The following is a 17,442-nucleotide window of genomic DNA, read 5'->3' on the forward strand; positions in this document are numbered from 1 at the left end:
ACCACCCCGCGTACCACTCTGCGAGACCCATTCCGGAACGGGCGTGCGGACAGGGGGCCGATTCGCGTACGGTTGACGGTCGCCCATGCACGTCAGAAGGGGGCCTTGGTGGCCGCGCAGAATGCCGCTGTCGACAGCACGGCGGATTCCGTCCGCGATCGGGAGATCGCGGTCGAGCAGACGCATCTCGACCAGGTGTACCGACGCCTTGAGGAGAAGATCCACGAGGCCGAGTTCCTCATGAACGACGCCGCCAAGCGCGGCCAGGTGGGTACGCCCGGCGCACTCGCCGAGCGCGACGCGCAGGTCTTCCGGGCGGGCATCCACCTGAACCGGCTGAACAACGAGTTCGAGGACTTCCTCTTCGGCCGCATCGACCTGGTGCTCGGCAAGGACGGGGAGCGCGGCGCGGACGGCGCGTACACCTCCGTCGACCCCGCCGACGACGCGATCCGCGAGGACCTCACCGCCGACGTCGCCGAGACGCTGCACATCGGCCGCATCGGAGTCCTGGACTCCGACTACGCGCCGCTGGTCATCGACTGGCGCGCACCGGCGGCCGCGCCGTTCTACCGGTCCACGCCCAAGGACCCGGGCCGGGTCGTGCGACGCCGCGTCATCCGTTCCAAGGGCCGCAAGGTGCTGGGGGTCGAGGACGACCTGATGCGCCCGGAGGTCACCGCGTTCCTGGACGGCCGGGAGCTGCCCGCCATCGGCGACGGCGCCCTGATGGCCGCCCTCGGGCGGGCCCGTACGCACTCCATGCGCGACATCGTCTCCTCCATCCAGGCCGAGCAGGACCTGGTCATCCGGGCCCCCGCCGCCTCCGTCGCCGAGGTCGCCGGCGGCCCCGGCACCGGCAAGACCGCCGTCGCCCTGCACCGCGCCGCCTACCTGCTCTACCAGGACCGGCGCCGCTACTCCGGCGGCATCCTGATCGTCTCCCCGACCCCGCTGCTCGTCGCGTACACCGAGGGCGTGCTGCCCTCGCTGGGCGAGGAGGGCCAGGTGGCGATCCGGGCCCTCGGCTCGCTCGTCGACGGCGCGGAGGCCACCACCTACGACTCCCCGGCCGTGGCCCGCATCAAGGGCTCCTCGCGGATGCTGAAGGTGCTCCGCAAGGCCGTACGCGGCGCACTGGAGCTCGGTGGCGCCCCCGACCGGCTGCGCGTGGTGGCCTTCGGCCGCCGCCACGAGCTGGAGGCGGCCGAGCTGAACCGGATCCGGCAGAACGTGCTCAGTGGCACCGCCCCGGTCAACCTGCTGCGCCCGCGCGCCCGCAAGCTGCTGCTCGACGCCCTCTACGCGAAGTCCGGCGGCGCGGGCCGGCACAGCGACCCGGAGCTGGCCGCCGAACTGCGCTCCGCCTTCGACGAGGACATCTCCACCGAGGACGCCTTCATCGGCTTCCTCAATGCCTGGTGGCCCGAGCTGACACCGCGCGCGGTGCTTGCCGCGCTCGCCGACGAGCGCCACCTCGGCCGCTGGTCGCGCCGGGACCTGAACCCGCGCGAGACCCGCCAGCTGGCCCGCTCGCTGCGCCGGGTGGGTCCGGACGGCAAGGGCCCCCTGTCGGTGCACGACGTGGCGCTGCTGGACGAGCTCCAGCAGCTGCTCGGCGCCCCGGCGCGGCCGAGGCGCAAGCGCGAGATGGACCCGCTCGACCAGCTCAGCGGGCTGGAGGAGCTGATGCCGACCCGCGAGGAGACCCAGTGGGAGCGGGCCGAGCGGCTCGCGGCGGAGCGCACCGAGTACGCGCACGTCATCGTGGACGAGGCCCAGGACCTGACGCCGATGCAGTGGCGGATGGTGGGCCGCCGGGGCCGGCACGGCACCTGGACGGTCGTCGGCGACCCGGCGCAGTCCTCCTGGACGGACCCGGAGGAGGCCGCCGCGGCCCGCGACGAGGCCCTCGGGTCGCGCCCGCGCCGGCGGTTCACCCTGACGGTGAACTACCGCAACCCGGCCGAGGTCGCCGAGGTCGCCTCCCGGGTGCTGCGGCTGGCGATGCCCGGGATGGAGCCGCCGTCCGCGGTGCGCTCCACGGGGCTGGAGCCCCGCTTCACGGCCGCCCGGGGCGACCTCGGCACCGCGGTGCGGGAGGAGACCCGGCGGCTGCTGGAGCAGGTGGACGGCACGGTCGGCGTGGTCGTGGCCATGGACCGGCGCGCGGAGGCCGCGGGCTGGCTCGCGGACCTCGGCGAGCGGGCGGTGGCGCTGGGCAGCCTGGAGGCCAAGGGCCTGGAGTACGACGCCACGGTGGTCGTCTCCCCGGCGGAGATCGCGGACGAGTCCCCGGCGGGCCTGCGGGTGCTGTACGTGGCGCTGACGCGCGCGACGCAGCAGCTGACGGTGGTCTCGGCCGACCGGGACAAGCCCGGCGCGGACGGGGTGCCGGAGCTGCTGCTGCCGTAGGCCGTCGCTCGGGGCCCCGTACGGCCGGATGGCCCGCGGCCAGGAGCGTGGCGCTCGGATTACGGGCGTGAGCAGGGGGATCACTTTCGGCGATCCTTTGTTAGCCTGGGTACGGCACCGACTCGATCCAAGCCCCCGGGCCCAACCTTCGTCGCTCAGAGCGACCACTTGCCGCGAGGCGAGCATGGCGGGTCGGTGTCATAGACGTACGAATCACCAGGTCCGCGTCCCCCACCTGTGGGGGGCGCGGACCTGTTTTGTATGACCCCACCATTCCGAACCCCCCTGGAATCTCGTATGGTGGAAGAGTCTTTCCGAATTTTGTAGCTGGTTACCTTGTACTGGCTGGTAGGTGGGACGATCGGACAACAGGTCCTGCCGCACCTGCTGTGCAGCGGGGCTCTGTGTGTTACAGCGAACCAGGGACAGAAGAGGAACACGGCCATGGCAACGGCGCCCAGCGTCTCGTATTCGATGACGGTCCGTCTGGAAGTGCCCGCGAGCGGAACCGCGGTCTCCCAGCTCACCACCGCCGTGGAGTCCTCCGGCGGATCGGTCACCGGCCTCGACGTGACCGCATCCGGCCACGAGAAGCTCCGGATCGACGTCACCATCGCCGCGACCTCCACCGCGCACGCGGACGAGATCGTCGAGAAGCTGCGCGGCATCGAGGGCGTCAGCCTCGGCAAGGTCTCCGACCGCACCTTCCTGATGCACCTCGGCGGCAAGATCGAGATGTCGTCCAAGCACCCCATCCGCAACCGTGACGACCTCTCGATGATCTACACCCCGGGCGTCGCCCGCGTGTGCATGGCGATCGCCGAGAACCCCGAGGACGCGCGCCGCCTCACCATCAAGCGCAACTCCGTCGCAGTCGTGACCGACGGCTCGGCCGTCCTGGGCCTCGGCAACATCGGCCCGATGGCCGCGCTGCCCGTCATGGAGGGCAAGGCGGCCCTCTTCAAGCGCTTCGCCGGCATCGACGCCTGGCCGATCTGCCTCGACACCCAGGACGCCGACGAGATCGTCGCGATCGTCAAGGCCATCGCCCCCGGCTTCGCCGGCATCAACCTGGAGGACATCTCCGCGCCGCGCTGCTTCGAGATCGAGGCCCGGCTGCGCGAGGCCCTCGACATCCCCGTCTTCCACGACGACCAGCACGGCACCGCGATCGTCGTGCTCGCCGCCCTCACCAACGCACTGCGCGTGGTGGGCAAGGCAGTTGGCGACGTCAAGGTCGTCATGTCGGGCGCCGGCGCGGCCGGTACCGCCATCCTCAAGCTGCTCCTCGCGGCGGGCGTCAAGAACGCGGTGAGCGCCGACATCCACGGTGTCGTGCACGCGGACCGCCCCGACCTCGTGGACGCCGCGCCCGACTCCCCGCTGCGCTGGATCGCCGACAACACCAACCCCGAGGGCTACACGGGCACCCTGAAGGAGGCCGTGGTCGGCGCCGACGTGTTCATCGGCGTCTCGGCCCCGAACGTACTGTCCGGCGAGGACGTCGCCGCGATGGCGGAGGGCGCGATCGTGTTCGCGCTCGCGAACCCGGACCCCGAGGTGGACCCGGCCGTCGCCCGTCAGACCGCCGCGGTCGTCGCCACCGGCCGCTCCGACTTCCCGAACCAGATCAACAACGTGCTGGTCTTCCCGGGTGTCTTCCGCGGTCTGCTGGACGCTCAGTCCCGCACCGTGAACACGGAGATGATGCTGGCCGCCGCGAGCGCGCTGGCGGACGTCGTCGGCGAGGACGAGCTGAACGCGAACTACATCATCCCGTCGGTGTTCAACGACAAGGTCGCCGGTGCGGTCGCGGGCGCCGTCCGCAAGGCCGCCTCGGGGGCGTGAGCCCCGCTGTGACGGCCCTCACGGCGCTCTGATCCCGGCGCGTCGCGAGATGCGGGCCCGACGGGCCGCCTCTAGGGTTGCGGGGATGCCCGCGAGGTCCGCGGTCCGCAGCGGCGTGTGAGCGAGGGCGTGGACAGAGCGTCACCGTGGTGTGACTGTGGCGCTTTTCGTGTGACCCCGACGGGTGCCGGATTGGCTTTCCCGCCGCTGGTGGGGGCAGGATGCGTAACCGGGCGAGAGGGTCTGACGTTCAGACCCGGGTCCGGGGACTGTCCTAGGGCCCTGGCAGCATCGGCTTCGATCTCACGCCTCTAAGGCAAGTTGAACACGGGAGTACAACATGAACCGCAGTGAGCTGGTGGCCGCTCTGTCCGAGCGCGCCGAGGTGACCCGCAAGGACGCCGACGCCGTTCTGGCCGCGCTCGCCGAGACCGTCGGCGAGATTGTCGCCAAGGGCGACGAGAAGGTCACCATCCCCGGCTTCCTGACCTTCGAGCGCACCCACCGTGCCGCTCGCACCGCGCGCAACCCGCAGACCGGCGACCCCATCCAGATCCCGGCCGGCTACAGCGTGAAGGTCTCCGCGGGCTCCAAGCTCAAGGAAGCCGCCAAGGGCAAGTAAGTCCTGCCCCGGCGCCGAGGGCCGCACAGGCCTTTGGAACGGCAGTAGTACGCAGAACGACGATGGGCGGTCACCCCCGGGCGGGGTGGCCGCCCTTCGGCCTGTCCGGGGCCGGACGGTGCCGGCCGGGGCCGGAATCGGACGGGCGGACGCGGGCGGACGGGACGCGGGCCGGGGGAGCCGCGCCGGCCGGGGTCCGGCCCGGGTGGCCCGGGACCGCCCGGCAGGCCCTGTGAGGCCCCGTCAGGGCCCTTGGCGGGGCCCCGGTATGCCCGTGGCATGCCCCACCCGGCCGCGGGAGGCCACGAGAAAGCCCCCCGGGCCCTGTGCGGGGCCCGGGGGGCTGCTGCGTATGCGACCCGCGCGGTGCGGCTCGTACGTCCCGGTACGGCTAGACGAGGTCGCCGCCCGGGAGCTCGACCTTCGCGCCGAGTTCCACGAGCTTCTCCATGAAGTTCTCGTAGCCGCGGTTGATCAGGTCGATGCCGTGGACGCGCGAGGTGCCCTCGGCGGCCAGTGCCGCGATCAGGTACGAGAACCCGCCGCGCAGGTCGGGGATGACCAGGTCGGCGCCCTGCAGCTTGGTGGGGCCGGAGACGACCGCCGAGTGCAGGAAGTTGCGCTGGCCGAAGCGGCAGGCCGAGCCGCCCAGGCACTCGCGGTACAGCTGGATGTGAGCACCCATCTGGTTGAGCGCCGAGGTGAAGCCGAGCCGGGACTCGTAGACCGTCTCGTGGACGATCGACAGGCCGGAGGCCTGCGTCAGGGCCACGACCAGCGGCTGCTGCCAGTCGGTCTGGAAGCCGGGGTGGACGTCCGTCTCCAGCGCGATGGCCTTGAGCGGGCCGCCCGGGTGCCAGAAGCGGATGCCGTCGTCGTCGATCTCGAACGCCCCGCCGACCCGGCGGAAGGTGTTCAGGAAAGTCATCATCGAGCGCTGCTGGGCGCCGCGCACGTAGATGTTGCCGCCGGTGGCGAGGGCCGCGGACGCCCAGGAGGCGGCCTCCAGACGGTCCGGGAGGGCCTTGTGGTTGTAACCGCCGAGGCTGTCGACACCGGTGATCCGGATGGTCCGGTCGGTGTCGACGGAGATGATCGCGCCCATCTTCTGCAGGACGCAGATGAGGTCTTCGATCTCCGGCTCCACCGCGGCGTTGCTGAGCTCGGTGACGCCCTCGGCCAGGACGGCCGTCAGCAGCACCTGCTCGGTCGAGCCGACCGACGGGTAGGGGAGGCGGATCTTGCAGCCCCGCAGGCGCTGCGGGGCTTCCAGGTACTGGCCGCCCTCGCGCTTCTCGATGGTCGCGCCGAACTGGCGGAGCACGTCGAAGTGGAAGTCGATCGGCCGGCCGCCGATGTCGCAGCCGCCCAGACCCGGGATGAAGGCGTGGCCGAGCCGGTGCAGCAGGGGGCCGCAGAACAGGATCGGGATGCGCGAGGAGCCCGCGTGGGCGTCGATGTCGGCGACGTTCGCGCTCTCGACGTGGGTCGGGTCGAGGACGAGCTCGCCCGGCTCCTCGCCGGGACGGACCGTCACCCCGTGCAGCTGGAGCAGCCCGCGGACGACGCGCACGTCACGGATGTCGGGAACGTTGCGCAGCCGGCTGGGTCCGCTGCCGAGCAGAGCGGCGACCATGGCCTTGGGCACGAGGTTCTTCGCACCACGGACACGGATCTCGCCCTCGAGCGGGGTACCGCCGTGGACAAGCAGTACATCGTCACTGATGCCGGTCATGAATCTCGCGTTCCGGAGAGGGGTGGGCAGGGGGCCAGGGAAAAGGGTAAGGGTCACCACCCCCTTGTTCGTAAGGCCGACGTGGCCGTAGGACTGTAAGGAATTCGGTACAACACCCTCCGTATCCACCGCATGGCGGAGTGTTGCGTTCCGCCTACTCCGTCCGCGCGCGCTCCTCGCTGCTGCCGTGCGCCCTGAGCTGCGGGCGATCCGATCTCTGCGCCCGCACCCCGTAATCGGCCGATGTGCGGGATCATGGCGGCATGACCGAGGTGTCCTCCCTCACAGGGCGGCTGCTCGTGGCCACCCCAGCCCTCGCGGACCCGAATTTCGACCGCGCGGTGGTGCTGCTGCTCGACCACGACGAGCAGGGCTCCCTCGGCGTGGTCCTCAACCGGCCGACGCCCGTGGGCGTCGGCGACGTCCTGCTGCCCTGGGCGCCCCTGGCGGGCGACCCCGGTGTGGTCTTCCAGGGCGGGCCCGTGGCGCTGGACTCGGCCCTGGGCCTGGCGGTCATCCCGGGCGAGGAGGGTCCGCTGGGCTGGCGCCGGGTGTACGGGGCGATCGGACTGGTCGACCTGGAGGCGCCGCCGGAGCTGCTGGCCGCGGCGCTGGGAGGCCTGCGGATCTTCGCGGGTTACTCCGGCTGGGGCCCGGGGCAGCTGGAGGCGGAGCTCGGCGAGGGCGCCTGGTACGTGGTCGAGTCGGAGCCCGGGGACGTGTCCTTCCCCGACCCGGAGCGGCTCTGGCGGGCGGTGCTGCGCCGCCAGCGCAGTGACCTCGCGATGGTCGCCACGTATCCGGACGACCCGTCGCTCAACTGACGGGCGCGGGGTTAAGTACCCTGGGTTCCATGAGCACTCTTGAGCCCGAGCGCGGGACTGGCACGGGGACCCTCGTAGAGCCGACGCCGCAGGTGTCGCACGGTGACGGCGACCACGAGCGCTTCGCCCACTACGTCCAGAAGGACAAGATCATGGCGAGCGCCCTCGACGGGACCCCCGTCGTCGCGCTCTGCGGCAAGGTCTGGGTGCCGGGCCGGGACCCCAAGAAGTACCCGGTCTGCCCCATGTGCAAGGAGATCTACGAGTCCATGGGCCCCGGTGGGGACAAGGACAAGGGCGGCAAGGACAAGTAGTCCGACCCCCGGCCTCTTCTTTTCCGCAGGACCGAGACCCCCGGTGCGCCACAGCGCGTCCGGGGGTCTTTGCCGTGCCCGCACGGCGCGTTAGGGTCGGCGCCACGAGCGCCCTGCGGAACGAGCGTTGCGCAGGACGCAACACGTGGTCGTGAAGGGCTGACGCATGGATCTGATCCCCGCACCCCGGGCCCTACGCCTCGACGAGGACGGACGCCGCTTCGCGTTCGGGCCCGAGCCCGTCCTCGACGCCGGGCCGGGCGCCGGCCCGGTCGCCCGCTGGCTGCGGCGGGAGCTCGGGGCGGCCACCGGCTGGGAACTGCCCGCCGCCGGGGCCGGCGTGATCGCGGAGCTGCGGCTGCGCGTCGACCCGGACCTCGCGGGGGACCGGGGGCCGGAGTCGTACCGCATGGACATCGGCCCGGACGGGGCGGAGCTGACGGGCGCGACGGCCGCCGGGCTGTTCTGGGGCGCCCAGACGCTGCGTCAGCTGCTGGGGCCCGACGCGTACCGCAGCGCGCCGCTGCCCGGCCGCACGTGGAGCCTGCCGTACGCCTGCGTCGTGGACGGTCCGCGGTTCGGCTGGCGCGGGATGATGCTGGACGTCGCCCGGCACTTCATGCCCAAGGACGGCGTACTGCGCTACATCGACCTGCTCGCCGCGCACAAGCTCAACGTGCTGCACCTGCACCTGACCGACGACCAGGGCTGGCGGATCGAGATCAAGCGCCACCCGCGGCTGACCGAGGTCGGCGGATGGCGGGCGCGCAGCCGGTGGGGCCACCGGGCCTCGCCGCTGTGGAACGAGACCCCGCACGGCGGCTTCTACACCCAGGACGACATCCGCGAGATCGTCGCGTACGCCGCCGAGCGGCACGTCCGGGTGGTCCCGGAGATCGACGTACCGGGGCATTCGCAGGCGGCGATCGCCGCGTACCCGGAGCTGGGGAACACCGACGTGGTCGACACCGCCGCGCTGGGGGTGTGGGACGACTGGGGGATCACCGAGAACGTGCTCGCGCCGACCGAGGCCGTGCTGCGGTTCTACGAAGGGGTCTTCGAGGAGCTGCTGGAGCTGTTCCCGGTGGAGGTCTCGCCCTTCGTGCACGTGGGCGGGGACGAATGCCCCAAAGCGCAGTGGAAGGCCTCGGCGGTCGCCCAGGAACGGATCCGCGAGCTGGGCGTGGACGGGGAGGACGGGCTGCAGGCCTGGTTCGTCCGGCACTTCGACGGCTGGCTCGCCGCACGCGGGCGGCGGCTGATCGGATGGGACGAGATCCTGGAGGGCGGGCTCGCGGACGGCGCCGCGGTGTCCTCGTGGCGCGGCTACGCGGGCGGGATCGCCGCCGCCGAGGCCGGGCACGACGTGGTCATGTGCCCCGAGCAGCAGGTGTACCTGGACCACCGGCAGGCGGGCGGCCCGGACGAGCCGATGCCCATCGGGTACGTCCGCTCGCTGGAGGACGTCTACCGCTTCGAGCCGGTGCCGCCGAAGCTGTCGGCGGAGGCCGCCGCCCACGTGCTGGGCGCGCAGGCCAACGTCTGGACCGAGGTGATGGAGAACCGGGACCGGGTCGACTACCAGGTGTTCCCGCGGCTGGCGGCCTTCGCGGAAGTGGTGTGGTCGGCGCAGCCCGAGCCCCTCGAACGCGACTTCGCGGGGTTCGAGGGGCGGATGGCCGCGCACTACGCGCGGTTGGACGCCCAGGGGGTCGATTATCGGCCGCCGGGCGGGCCGTTGCCGCGCCAGCGGCGGCCCGGGGTGTCGGGGCGCCCGATCGAGGGCGCGCCCCCGAACGTGTGACACAGGGGTGACGGCGCACACCGGAACCGAAAGGGAACGGGAGCGGAACTCTGCCTCAATTTCCGGCTATACGGGGAAAACCGGGCAATCGGGGAGGAGCGCTGCCGAAGGCCGTGCGACGGGGCCCTACGGCCCGTACGGGGCACCGTGTGCGGTGCCGGGTGCGGTGGGCGGACCCTCGCGCCGGGCGGCCCGGAACATGTGCCAGAGTTGCCACGTCCCGGCGGTGAGCACGTACCGTACGGCGGACAGGCGTGAGCGCCGGGACCGGGACATCGGGAAGGGGCAGCTGGGTTGACCACGCACGCACCGCACGCACTGGATTCACCTCAGGGGCCGCAGGGCCCGCAGGCGGCGCAGTCCGTGACGCTGCCGGCCTCGCTCGACGAGGCCGTGGCGGCGCTCACCGCCATGCCCGCCGCCGTGCCGGTCGCGGGCGGCACCGACCTGATGGCCGCCGTCAACGCAGGGCTGCTGCGGCCCGCCGCCCTGGTGGGCCTGGGCCGGATCAACGAGATCCGCGGCTGGCAGTACCAGGACGGCCACGCGCTGCTCGGCGCGGGACTCACGCACGCACGGATGGGGCGGCCGGATTTCGCCGCTCTGATCCCCGCGCTCGCGGCCGCGGCCCGCGCCGCCGGCCCCCCGCAGATCCGCAACGCCGGCACCCTCGGCGGCAACATCGCGACCGCCGCGCCCACCGGTGACGCACTGCCCGTGCTGGCCGCGCTGGAGGCCGTACTCGTCATCGTCGGCCCGGGCGGGCAGCGGGAGATCCCGGTGTCGTACCTGCTGGCCGGGCGGGAGATGCTGCGGCCCGGGGAGCTGATCGGCTTCGTGCGGGTGCCGCTGCTGCACGCGCCACAGGTGTTCCTGAAGGCCACGGGCCGTACCGGGCCGGGGCGTGCGGTGGCCTCCGTGGGGCTCGTCCTGGACCCCGCGCGCAGGGGCGTGCGCTGCGCGATCGGCGCGGTCGCCCCGATGCCGCTGCGGCCGCTGGAGGCCGAGCAGTGGGTGGCCTCGCTGATCGACTGGGACGGCGGGCGGAGCCTGGCCCCCGAGGCACTGGAGGCCTTCGGCGAGTACGTCGCGGCCGCCTGCGTGCCCGACCAGGGCGAACCGGTGGCTCCCGGAGTACTGCATCTGCGGCGGACGGTGGCCGTGCTGGCGCGCAGGGCCCTCGGGAGGGCGCTGACCTCATGAGCGAGAACGAGAACGAGAACGTGACCCAGGGGAACGGCACAGCGGGCTGGGGCTGGGAACCCGTCCCGCAGGGCGGCGAGTACGACTCGGACGCCACGGCCTTCGTGAAACTGCCGCAGGACATGCTGGACGCGCTCGGCACCGGGGAGCCGCTCGCGGCGCCCGGCCACGGCTACGTGCCGCCGCCGATGATCGTGCCGCTCGGCTCGGCCAGTACGGATCCGGCGGCCACGGGCACGTGGACGATTCCGGTGCAGTGGTCGGAGGCGGGCGGTTCGGGGCAGGCGGATGCGGAGCACGCGGCCGGTGCGGGCCAGGGTCCCGGTGCGGGCCACGGTTCCGGTGCGGGCCACGGCCAGGGGCCGGGGTCCGGGTCGGTGGGCGGGCCGATCCCGGCGTCGGTCCCGATCCCGGCGTCGGTCGCCGCGGCCTTCGCCGAGGCCGAGCCGGAGCAGCCGGTGTCCGATCCCAGTGCGACGGCCGAGTGGCGGTTCCCGGAGGTGGCGCACGACCCCGAGGCGGCCGCTTCGGCGACCGGTCAGTGGGCCGTGCCCGAGTACAACGAATACCCCGAACCGCAGAACGACTTCCGGCCGGGCGCGCTGGACGCCGACTGGAGCCAGGCCCCGGCGACGCTGCCGGGCGGCGCCCCGGCGCCGTGGGCCTACCTGACGCAGCAGCCCGCCGGGGACCCGCACGCGGGCACCGGTGCGGGTGCGGGTACGGCGGCCGGTGCGGGCGCCGGTGTGCTGCCCGGCACGGACGAGGCCGCCGCCGCTTCGGCCGCCGCAGCCGCGACCGCGCACGCCGCCGGGCGGCTGCTCGGCGGGCCCGGGGTGGGCGCCGCCGGGCGCGGGCCGCGGGTGCTGGGCGGACCCGGGGTGGGCACCCCGCTGCCCGAGGACGAGCCGGTGCACCCGGCCCCGCACGACATCGAGGCCGCGCACGGCCCGGCGGCGGAGCCGGCCGAGGGCGCCAGGGCCGCCGACCACGCGGGTCACACCGGGCACGTGGAGCACACGGGGCACGCGGGCCACGCGGGGCACACGGGGCAGGGCGATTACGCCGGGTACGCGGAGGCGGCCGATTACGCCGAGCAGGCCGCCGCGGCCGTAGCGGCCGTCGCCGCCACCGAGCAGCAGTCGGTGGCCTCCGGCGGCCTGGACATCTTCGGCGGAGTGCGCGCGCAGGAGCAGGCGCCGGCCGCCGAGTCCGCGCAGCCCGACGGCACCGAGAGCGCCGACGGCATCCACGGCACCGACGGGCGCGGCTTCAGCGCCTTCGGCCACGTGCCGGAGCCCGGGCCCACGGAGGCACACCGGGTCGCGCACGAGGACCCGCACCGGGTCGCGCACGAGGACGCCTACGCGGGGGAGCCCGCCGCCGCGGAGTCCGACCCCGGCAGCGGGGACGGGCCGGCCGAGCAGGAGCCCCCGGCCGACCTCATGCCGACCGCGGACACCGCCGACAGCGGGGACGCGCTCCGGGACGAGGGCACCGCCGCAGGTTTCCCGGACGAGGTGGCGACGTACGAAGAAGAAGCGACCGCCGGGGCCGTCGCCCAACACGAGCACGAGCACCCGTCGGCCTCCTACGTCCTGCGCGTCAACGGCGCCGACCGGCCCGTCACCGGCGCCTGGATCGGCGAGTCCCTCCTGTACGTGCTGCGCGAGCGCCTCGGCCTCGCCGGCGCCAAGGACGGCTGCTCGCAGGGCGAGTGCGGCGCCTGCGCCGTGCAGGTCGACGGCCGGCTCGTCGCCTCCTGCCTGGTGCCCGCGGCCACGGCCGCCGGCAGCGAGGTCCGTACCGTCGAGGGTCTCGCGACGAACGGGGAACTCTCGGACGTCCAGCAGGCGTTGTGCAGGTCGGGCGCGGTGCAGTGCGGGTTCTGCGTGCCCGGCATGGCCATGACGATCCACGACCTGCTGGAGGGCAACCACGCCCCCAGCGAGCTGGAGACCCGGCAGGCCCTCTGCGGCAACCTCTGCCGCTGCTCGGGCTACTCGGGCGTCGTCGACGCCGTGCGCGAGGTCGTGGCCGAGCGCGAGGCGGCGGCCGCGGAGCCCGCGGCCCCGGGCGCGAGCGAGGGCGTCGGCCCGGGCGTCGGCCCGGGTGGACCGGAGCCGCGTATCCCGCACCAGGCAGCGCCCGGCGAGGGCGGCATCCACCACGGAGGCACGGCGTGAGCGGTCAGGACGCGGCGACCGCGACGACGGCGCTGAACACGACGGTGACGGCACTGGCCGCCACCGATTCCGAAGCCTCCGAGCAGCAGGAGCCGCGCGGAATCGGCGCCTCCGTCCCGGCCGCGGACACCCGCGCCAAGACCGAGGGCACCTTCCCCTACGCCGCCGACCTGTGGGCCGAGGGCCTCCTGTGGGCCGCCGTACTGCGCTCCCCGCACGCCCACGCCCGGATCCTGTCCATCGACACCACGGCCGCCTCGGAGATGCCCGGCGTCCGCGCCGTCGTCACCCACGCCGACGTGCCCGGCGCCACCACGCACGGCCGCCGCATCGCGGACCGGCCGGTGTTCGCGCACGATGTCGTACGCCACCACGGCGAGCCCATCGCCGCCGTCGCCGCAGACCACCCGGACACGGCGCGGCTCGCCGCGGCCGCGATCGCCGTCGAGTACGAACTCCTCGACCCGGTCACCGACCCCGAGCAGTCCTTCGGCGCCCCCGCCCTGCACCCCGACGGCAACCTCATCCGGCACATCCCGCTCCGCTACGGCGACCCGGAGGCCACCGGCGAGGTGGTCGTCGAGGGCCTGTACCGGATCGGCCGCCAGGACCCCGCCCCCATCGGCGCCGAGGCCGGACTGGCCGTGCCGCGCCCCGACGGCGGGGTGGAGCTCTACACCGCCTCCACCGACCCGCACAGCGACCGCGACCTGGCCGCCGCCTGCTTCGGACTGGAACCGGACCGCGTGCGCGTCGTCGTCACCGGCGTGCCGGGCGCGACGGCGGACCGCGAGGACGCCGCCTTCCAGCTCCCGCTCGGCCTGCTCGCCCTGCGCACCGGCTGCCCGGTCAAACTGGCCGCCACCCGCGAGGAGTCCTTCCTCGGCCACACCCACCGGCACCCGACCCTGCTGCGCTACCGCCACCACGCGGACGCGGAGGGCCGGCTGGTCAAGGTCGAGGCGCAGATCCTGATGGACGCGGGCGCGTACGCCGACGCCTCCGCGGAATCCCTGGCCGCGGCGGTGGCCTTCGCCTGCGGCCCGTACGTCGTCCCGCACGCCTTCGTCGAGGGCTGGGCGGTCCGCACCAACAACCCGCCGTCGGGCCACGTCCGCGGCGAGGGCGCCATGCAGGTGTGCGCCGCGTACGAGGGCCAGATGGACAAGCTCGCGGCCGCCCTCGGCCTCGACGGCGCGGAACTGCGCCTGCGCAACGTCCTGGCCACGGGCGACCTCCTGCCGACCGGCCAGACGGTGACCTGCCCGGCGCCGGTGGCCGAACTGCTCCGCGCGGTCCGGGACTTCGAACTGCCCTCCCTGCCCAAGGACGCCCCCGAGGACGAGTGGCTGCTGCCGGGCGGCCCGGAGGGCGCGGGCGAGCCGGGCGCGGTGCGCCGCGGCGTCGGCTACGGCGTCGGCATGGTGCACATGCTCGGCGCGGAGGGCACGGACGAGGTCTCCACGGCCACGGTGAAGGTGGTCAACGGCGCTGCCACGGTCATCTGCGCGGCCGTCGACACCGGCCAGGGCTTCGCCACGCTGGCCCGCCAGATCGTCCAGGAGGTCCTGGGCGTCGACGAGGTCATCACGGCCCCGGTCGACACCGACCAGCCGCCGGCCGGCCCGTCGGCGCACGGCCGCCACACGTGGGTGTCCGGGGGCGCGGTGGAGCGCGCGGCCAAGATGGTCCGCACCCAACTCCTCCAGCCGATGGCCCACAAGCTGGGCATGTCCACGGAGCTCCTGCAGATCCAGGACGGCCGGATCACCTCGTACGACGGAGCCTTCTCGACCACGGTCGCCGAGGCCATGGCGGGCAAGGAACTCTGGGCGACGGCCCAGTGCCGCCCCCACCCGACGGAACCCCTGGACGCCGACGGCCAGGGCGACGCCTTCGTGGGCCTCGCCTTCTGCGCGATCCGCGCGGTGGTGGACGTGGACATCGAGCTGGGCTCGGTACGGGTCGTGGAACTCGCCGTCGCCCAGGACGTGGGCCGCATCCTGAACCCCCGTCAGCTGGAGGCCCGTATCGAGGCGGGCGTCACCCAGGGCGTGGGAGCGGCCCTGACGGAGAACCTCCGCACGGTCGCCGGCCTGGTCCGCCACCCGGACCTGACGGGCTACGCCCTGCCGACGGCGCTGGACGCCCCGACGGTCCGCATCGTCAAACTGGTCGAGGAACGCGACGTGGTGGCCCCCTTCGGCGCGAAGGCGGCGAGTGCGGTTCCCGTGGTGACAACCCCGGCGGCGGTGGCCTCCGCGGTCCGCGCGGCCACGGGCCGCCCGGTGAACCGCCTGCCGATCAGGCCCTCCGCCGCGGTGGGTGCGCCCAACTCGTGACCGTGTGACCCACATTGCACGTGCAACCCCGGACTTGGGGCTGTCCGTGCCGGTCGCTAGAGTGATCGGCACGGGTGTGCGTGTACGTGTGCACGCGGGTGCGAACGGGGTTGGGGAGCGGCGCGAGCGCTGCGCCCACGGGGATGACGGGGAGTCGGGAGGCCCAGGTGGCAGAGGACAACGGGGTAGGTCTGCTCGGGATCAACATCGCGGCCGGAGTTTCGGCCGGGATCGCCGCGCAGGCGGCCGCGCAGGCCGCGGCGGCGGCGCTGCGGATCCAGTACGACGACCTGAAGGACTACAAGAACCTGGTGGACGGCCTCCTGACGAAGCTTCAGGAGTCGCCGGCACACCACGGGAAGCTGGCGGACGGCACGATGCCGGCGGGAGCCCTGGGCACGGGCTTCCCCGCGGCCGAGAAGCTCAACAAGGCGTACAACACCGTCCACTCGGAGCTGCAGAAGCTGTCGAAGGGGCTGGCGGTGCAGATCGAGGCCCTGGGTATTGCCGTCCAGTCCGCGGGCAAGGGCTACAGCGGGGTGGACGAGGAGACGAAGCGCCGCATGGCCGCACTGGCCAAGCAGGCTCACGATCAATACGTGGAGAAGCGTGACCCGTACGCGGTGAAGGCGGCTGCCGAGCCGCAGGGGAAGAAGGGAGCTTCCTACGGATGAGCGATTTCGAGAGCTACACGCATGCACAGCTCTACGCGATGATCGCCGCGCTCGACGACGAGGTGGTCAGCGCTCGGGGAACGCAGCTCACCGACGCCGCCAAGGTGATCGAGGAGATCGGCAACAACCTCAAGGACCACAAGGTCAAGGGCTGGGAGGGCGAGGCGGCGACGGCCTTCCAGAACTGGGTGAACCAGGCGGGAAGCGCCACGCTGGTCCTGGCCGAGTACAGCGCTGCGGGCGGCAAGTACATGACGCAGACGGCCCAGGTCATGCGCGAGGTCAAGCCGAAGAGCGGTACGGGCGACATGCCCAAGTACAGCGCGTCGGCGGAGGCGACCCTCAAGGAGAACCTCGCGACGTCCCGCGAGTACCACAACGACCCGGATGCGGTGCAGCTCGGGCAGGAGGCGTGGTCGAAGCTGAGCGGAGACCACGCACGGGCCGTGGACGCGATGAACAAGCTGTCCGGGTCGTACGAGCAGTCGTCCGCGGAAATGGACAAGGCAAAGATCCCGACGTTCCCGCTGCCGCCGCCAGTGCTTGTGCCGGACGGCTATTTCGACGGGCAGGACATGGCGAGGCCGGGAGGGGGGTCTGGCGGGGAATACGGTTCGTCCAGTTCCTCCTACACGCCGTCGAGTTCGGGCAATGGTGCGACGTCGAACGACTCGGGCTCGGTAACTGGGCATCAGCCGAAGCCGGACAACACGCTTCCGTCGACGCCCCCGCCGGTGATCCCGGACCGCGAGGTGAACGTGGACCTGGACAGCGTCGCGACCCTTCCAGACCGTACCGCGCTGCCAGTGACGACCGTGCCTGGTGGTCAGCCGCCCACGGGTCCCGTTGGGCCCACTCCTGGCCCCCTTGCTCCGCCAGTGGCTTTCCCGCCGGTCGGCGGATTGAAGGGGCCCGGCCCCATTGCCGCCGGTCCCGGTATCGGCCCGTACCCGGGTCTGACCGGTCCCGGCGCCCCTGGTGGCAAGGTCGGCGGTACGCCCGGCCTGCTTCCGCGTGACAGCGGTATCACCGGCGGTCGTCCTGTCACCTCCACCGGACCCAGCTCGGGCATCCCGCGCGGCACGGTCATCGGCGAGGGAACTCAGACCGGCCGTCCCATGGGCGGCGGCGGGATGGGACACGGTGCCGGAGGCGGCCACGGCAGCAGCCAGGGAGGCTTCCAGGCTGGTCGTCGGCTGGCAACGGAGCCGGGTGGTGTCCTCGGAGGGCGTCAGACCGGTGCGGTCGGCCGCCCGATTGCCGGCGGTCAGCCGTTCACCCAGGGAGGCTCTGGCCTCGTGCGTAACGGCGCGGGTCCCATGGGCCACGCCGGCGCAGGTGCGCAGGCTCCGGGCAAACGACGGAACGACCAGGGTGGCGAACGCCCCGACTACCTGACCGAGGACGAAGAGACCTGGCAGGGCAACCGTCGCGTTGCCCCGCCCGTGATCGACTGAGCAGAACGGACATTGCAC

General features: G+C 73.1%; 12 protein-coding genes. 11 read left to right on the plus strand and 1 reads right to left on the minus strand.

From position 1 onward, the window contains the following. Positions 1-108 precede the first annotated feature (108 nt). The 3 genes from OG373_RS24345 (at position 109) to OG373_RS24355 (ending at position 4,885) form a co-directional block, all read left to right on the plus strand. Positions 109-2,415 (plus strand): HelD family protein, encoded by a 2,307-nt coding sequence (locus tag OG373_RS24345; RefSeq protein WP_405440300.1) that lies wholly within the window; start codon positions 109-111, stop codon positions 2,413-2,415. A gap of 444 nt (positions 2,416-2,859) precedes the next feature. After that, complete coding sequence (locus OG373_RS24350) at positions 2,860-4,263, plus strand: NAD-dependent malic enzyme (RefSeq protein WP_405440302.1); 1,404 nt, start codon at positions 2,860-2,862, stop codon at positions 4,261-4,263. 340 nt (positions 4,264-4,603) lie between these two features. Beyond that, the gene (locus tag OG373_RS24355; RefSeq protein WP_007264399.1) at positions 4,604-4,885 is read left to right on the plus strand and encodes an HU family DNA-binding protein; all 282 of its coding nucleotides are present in this window, start codon (positions 4,604-4,606) and stop codon (positions 4,883-4,885) included. 391 nt (positions 4,886-5,276) lie between these two features. On the opposite strand, the gene murA is transcribed toward OG373_RS24355, so the two are convergent. Beyond that, positions 5,277-6,620, minus strand: coding sequence for a UDP-N-acetylglucosamine 1-carboxyvinyltransferase (gene murA, locus OG373_RS24360; RefSeq protein WP_397730953.1), 1,344 nt, complete (start codon positions 6,618-6,620; stop codon positions 5,277-5,279). 263 nt (positions 6,621-6,883) lie between these two features. Between murA and OG373_RS24365 the strand changes: the two genes are divergently transcribed. The 8 genes from OG373_RS24365 (at position 6,884) to OG373_RS24400 (ending at position 17,424) form a co-directional block, all read left to right on the plus strand. Continuing rightward, positions 6,884-7,444, plus strand: coding sequence for a YqgE/AlgH family protein (locus OG373_RS24365; RefSeq protein WP_402493906.1), 561 nt, complete (start codon positions 6,884-6,886; stop codon positions 7,442-7,444). 29 nt (positions 7,445-7,473) lie between these two features. Further along, entirely contained in the window at positions 7,474-7,758 is a 285-nt protein-coding gene (locus tag OG373_RS24370) for a DUF3039 domain-containing protein (protein ID WP_030010729.1), read from the plus strand. Positions 7,759-7,924: 166 nt separating this feature from the next. Further along, positions 7,925-9,562, plus strand: a complete 1,638-nt coding sequence (locus tag OG373_RS24375; RefSeq protein ID WP_405440303.1) for a beta-N-acetylhexosaminidase — start codon at positions 7,925-7,927, stop codon at positions 9,560-9,562. Positions 9,563-9,856: 294 nt separating this feature from the next. Further along, positions 9,857-10,765, plus strand: coding sequence for a xanthine dehydrogenase family protein subunit M (locus tag OG373_RS24380; RefSeq protein WP_051779605.1), 909 nt, complete (start codon positions 9,857-9,859; stop codon positions 10,763-10,765). Further along, positions 10,762-12,951 (plus strand): 2Fe-2S iron-sulfur cluster-binding protein, encoded by a 2,190-nt coding sequence (locus OG373_RS24385; RefSeq protein ID WP_405440305.1) that lies wholly within the window; start codon positions 10,762-10,764, stop codon positions 12,949-12,951. The genes OG373_RS24380 and OG373_RS24385 overlap by 4 nt, the downstream gene beginning before the upstream one ends. A 44-nt stretch (positions 12,952-12,995) precedes the next feature. Then, complete coding sequence (locus OG373_RS24390; protein ID WP_405444186.1) at positions 12,996-15,293, plus strand: xanthine dehydrogenase family protein molybdopterin-binding subunit; 2,298 nt, start codon at positions 12,996-12,998, stop codon at positions 15,291-15,293. 167 nt (positions 15,294-15,460) lie between these two features. Beyond that, a complete protein-coding gene (locus OG373_RS24395; RefSeq protein WP_405440307.1) occupies positions 15,461-15,967 on the plus strand; it encodes a hypothetical protein in 507 nt (168 codons plus the stop codon). Next, a complete protein-coding gene (locus OG373_RS24400; protein ID WP_405440308.1) occupies positions 15,964-17,424 on the plus strand; it encodes a WXG100 family type VII secretion target in 1,461 nt (486 codons plus the stop codon). Before OG373_RS24395 ends, OG373_RS24400 begins: the two co-directional genes overlap by 4 nt. Positions 17,425-17,442: the final 18 nt, after the last annotated feature.

The sequence above is a fragment of the Streptomyces avidinii genome, from assembly GCF_045161815.1.
Lineage (GTDB): Bacteria > Actinomycetota > Actinomycetes > Streptomycetales > Streptomycetaceae > Streptomyces > Streptomyces avidinii.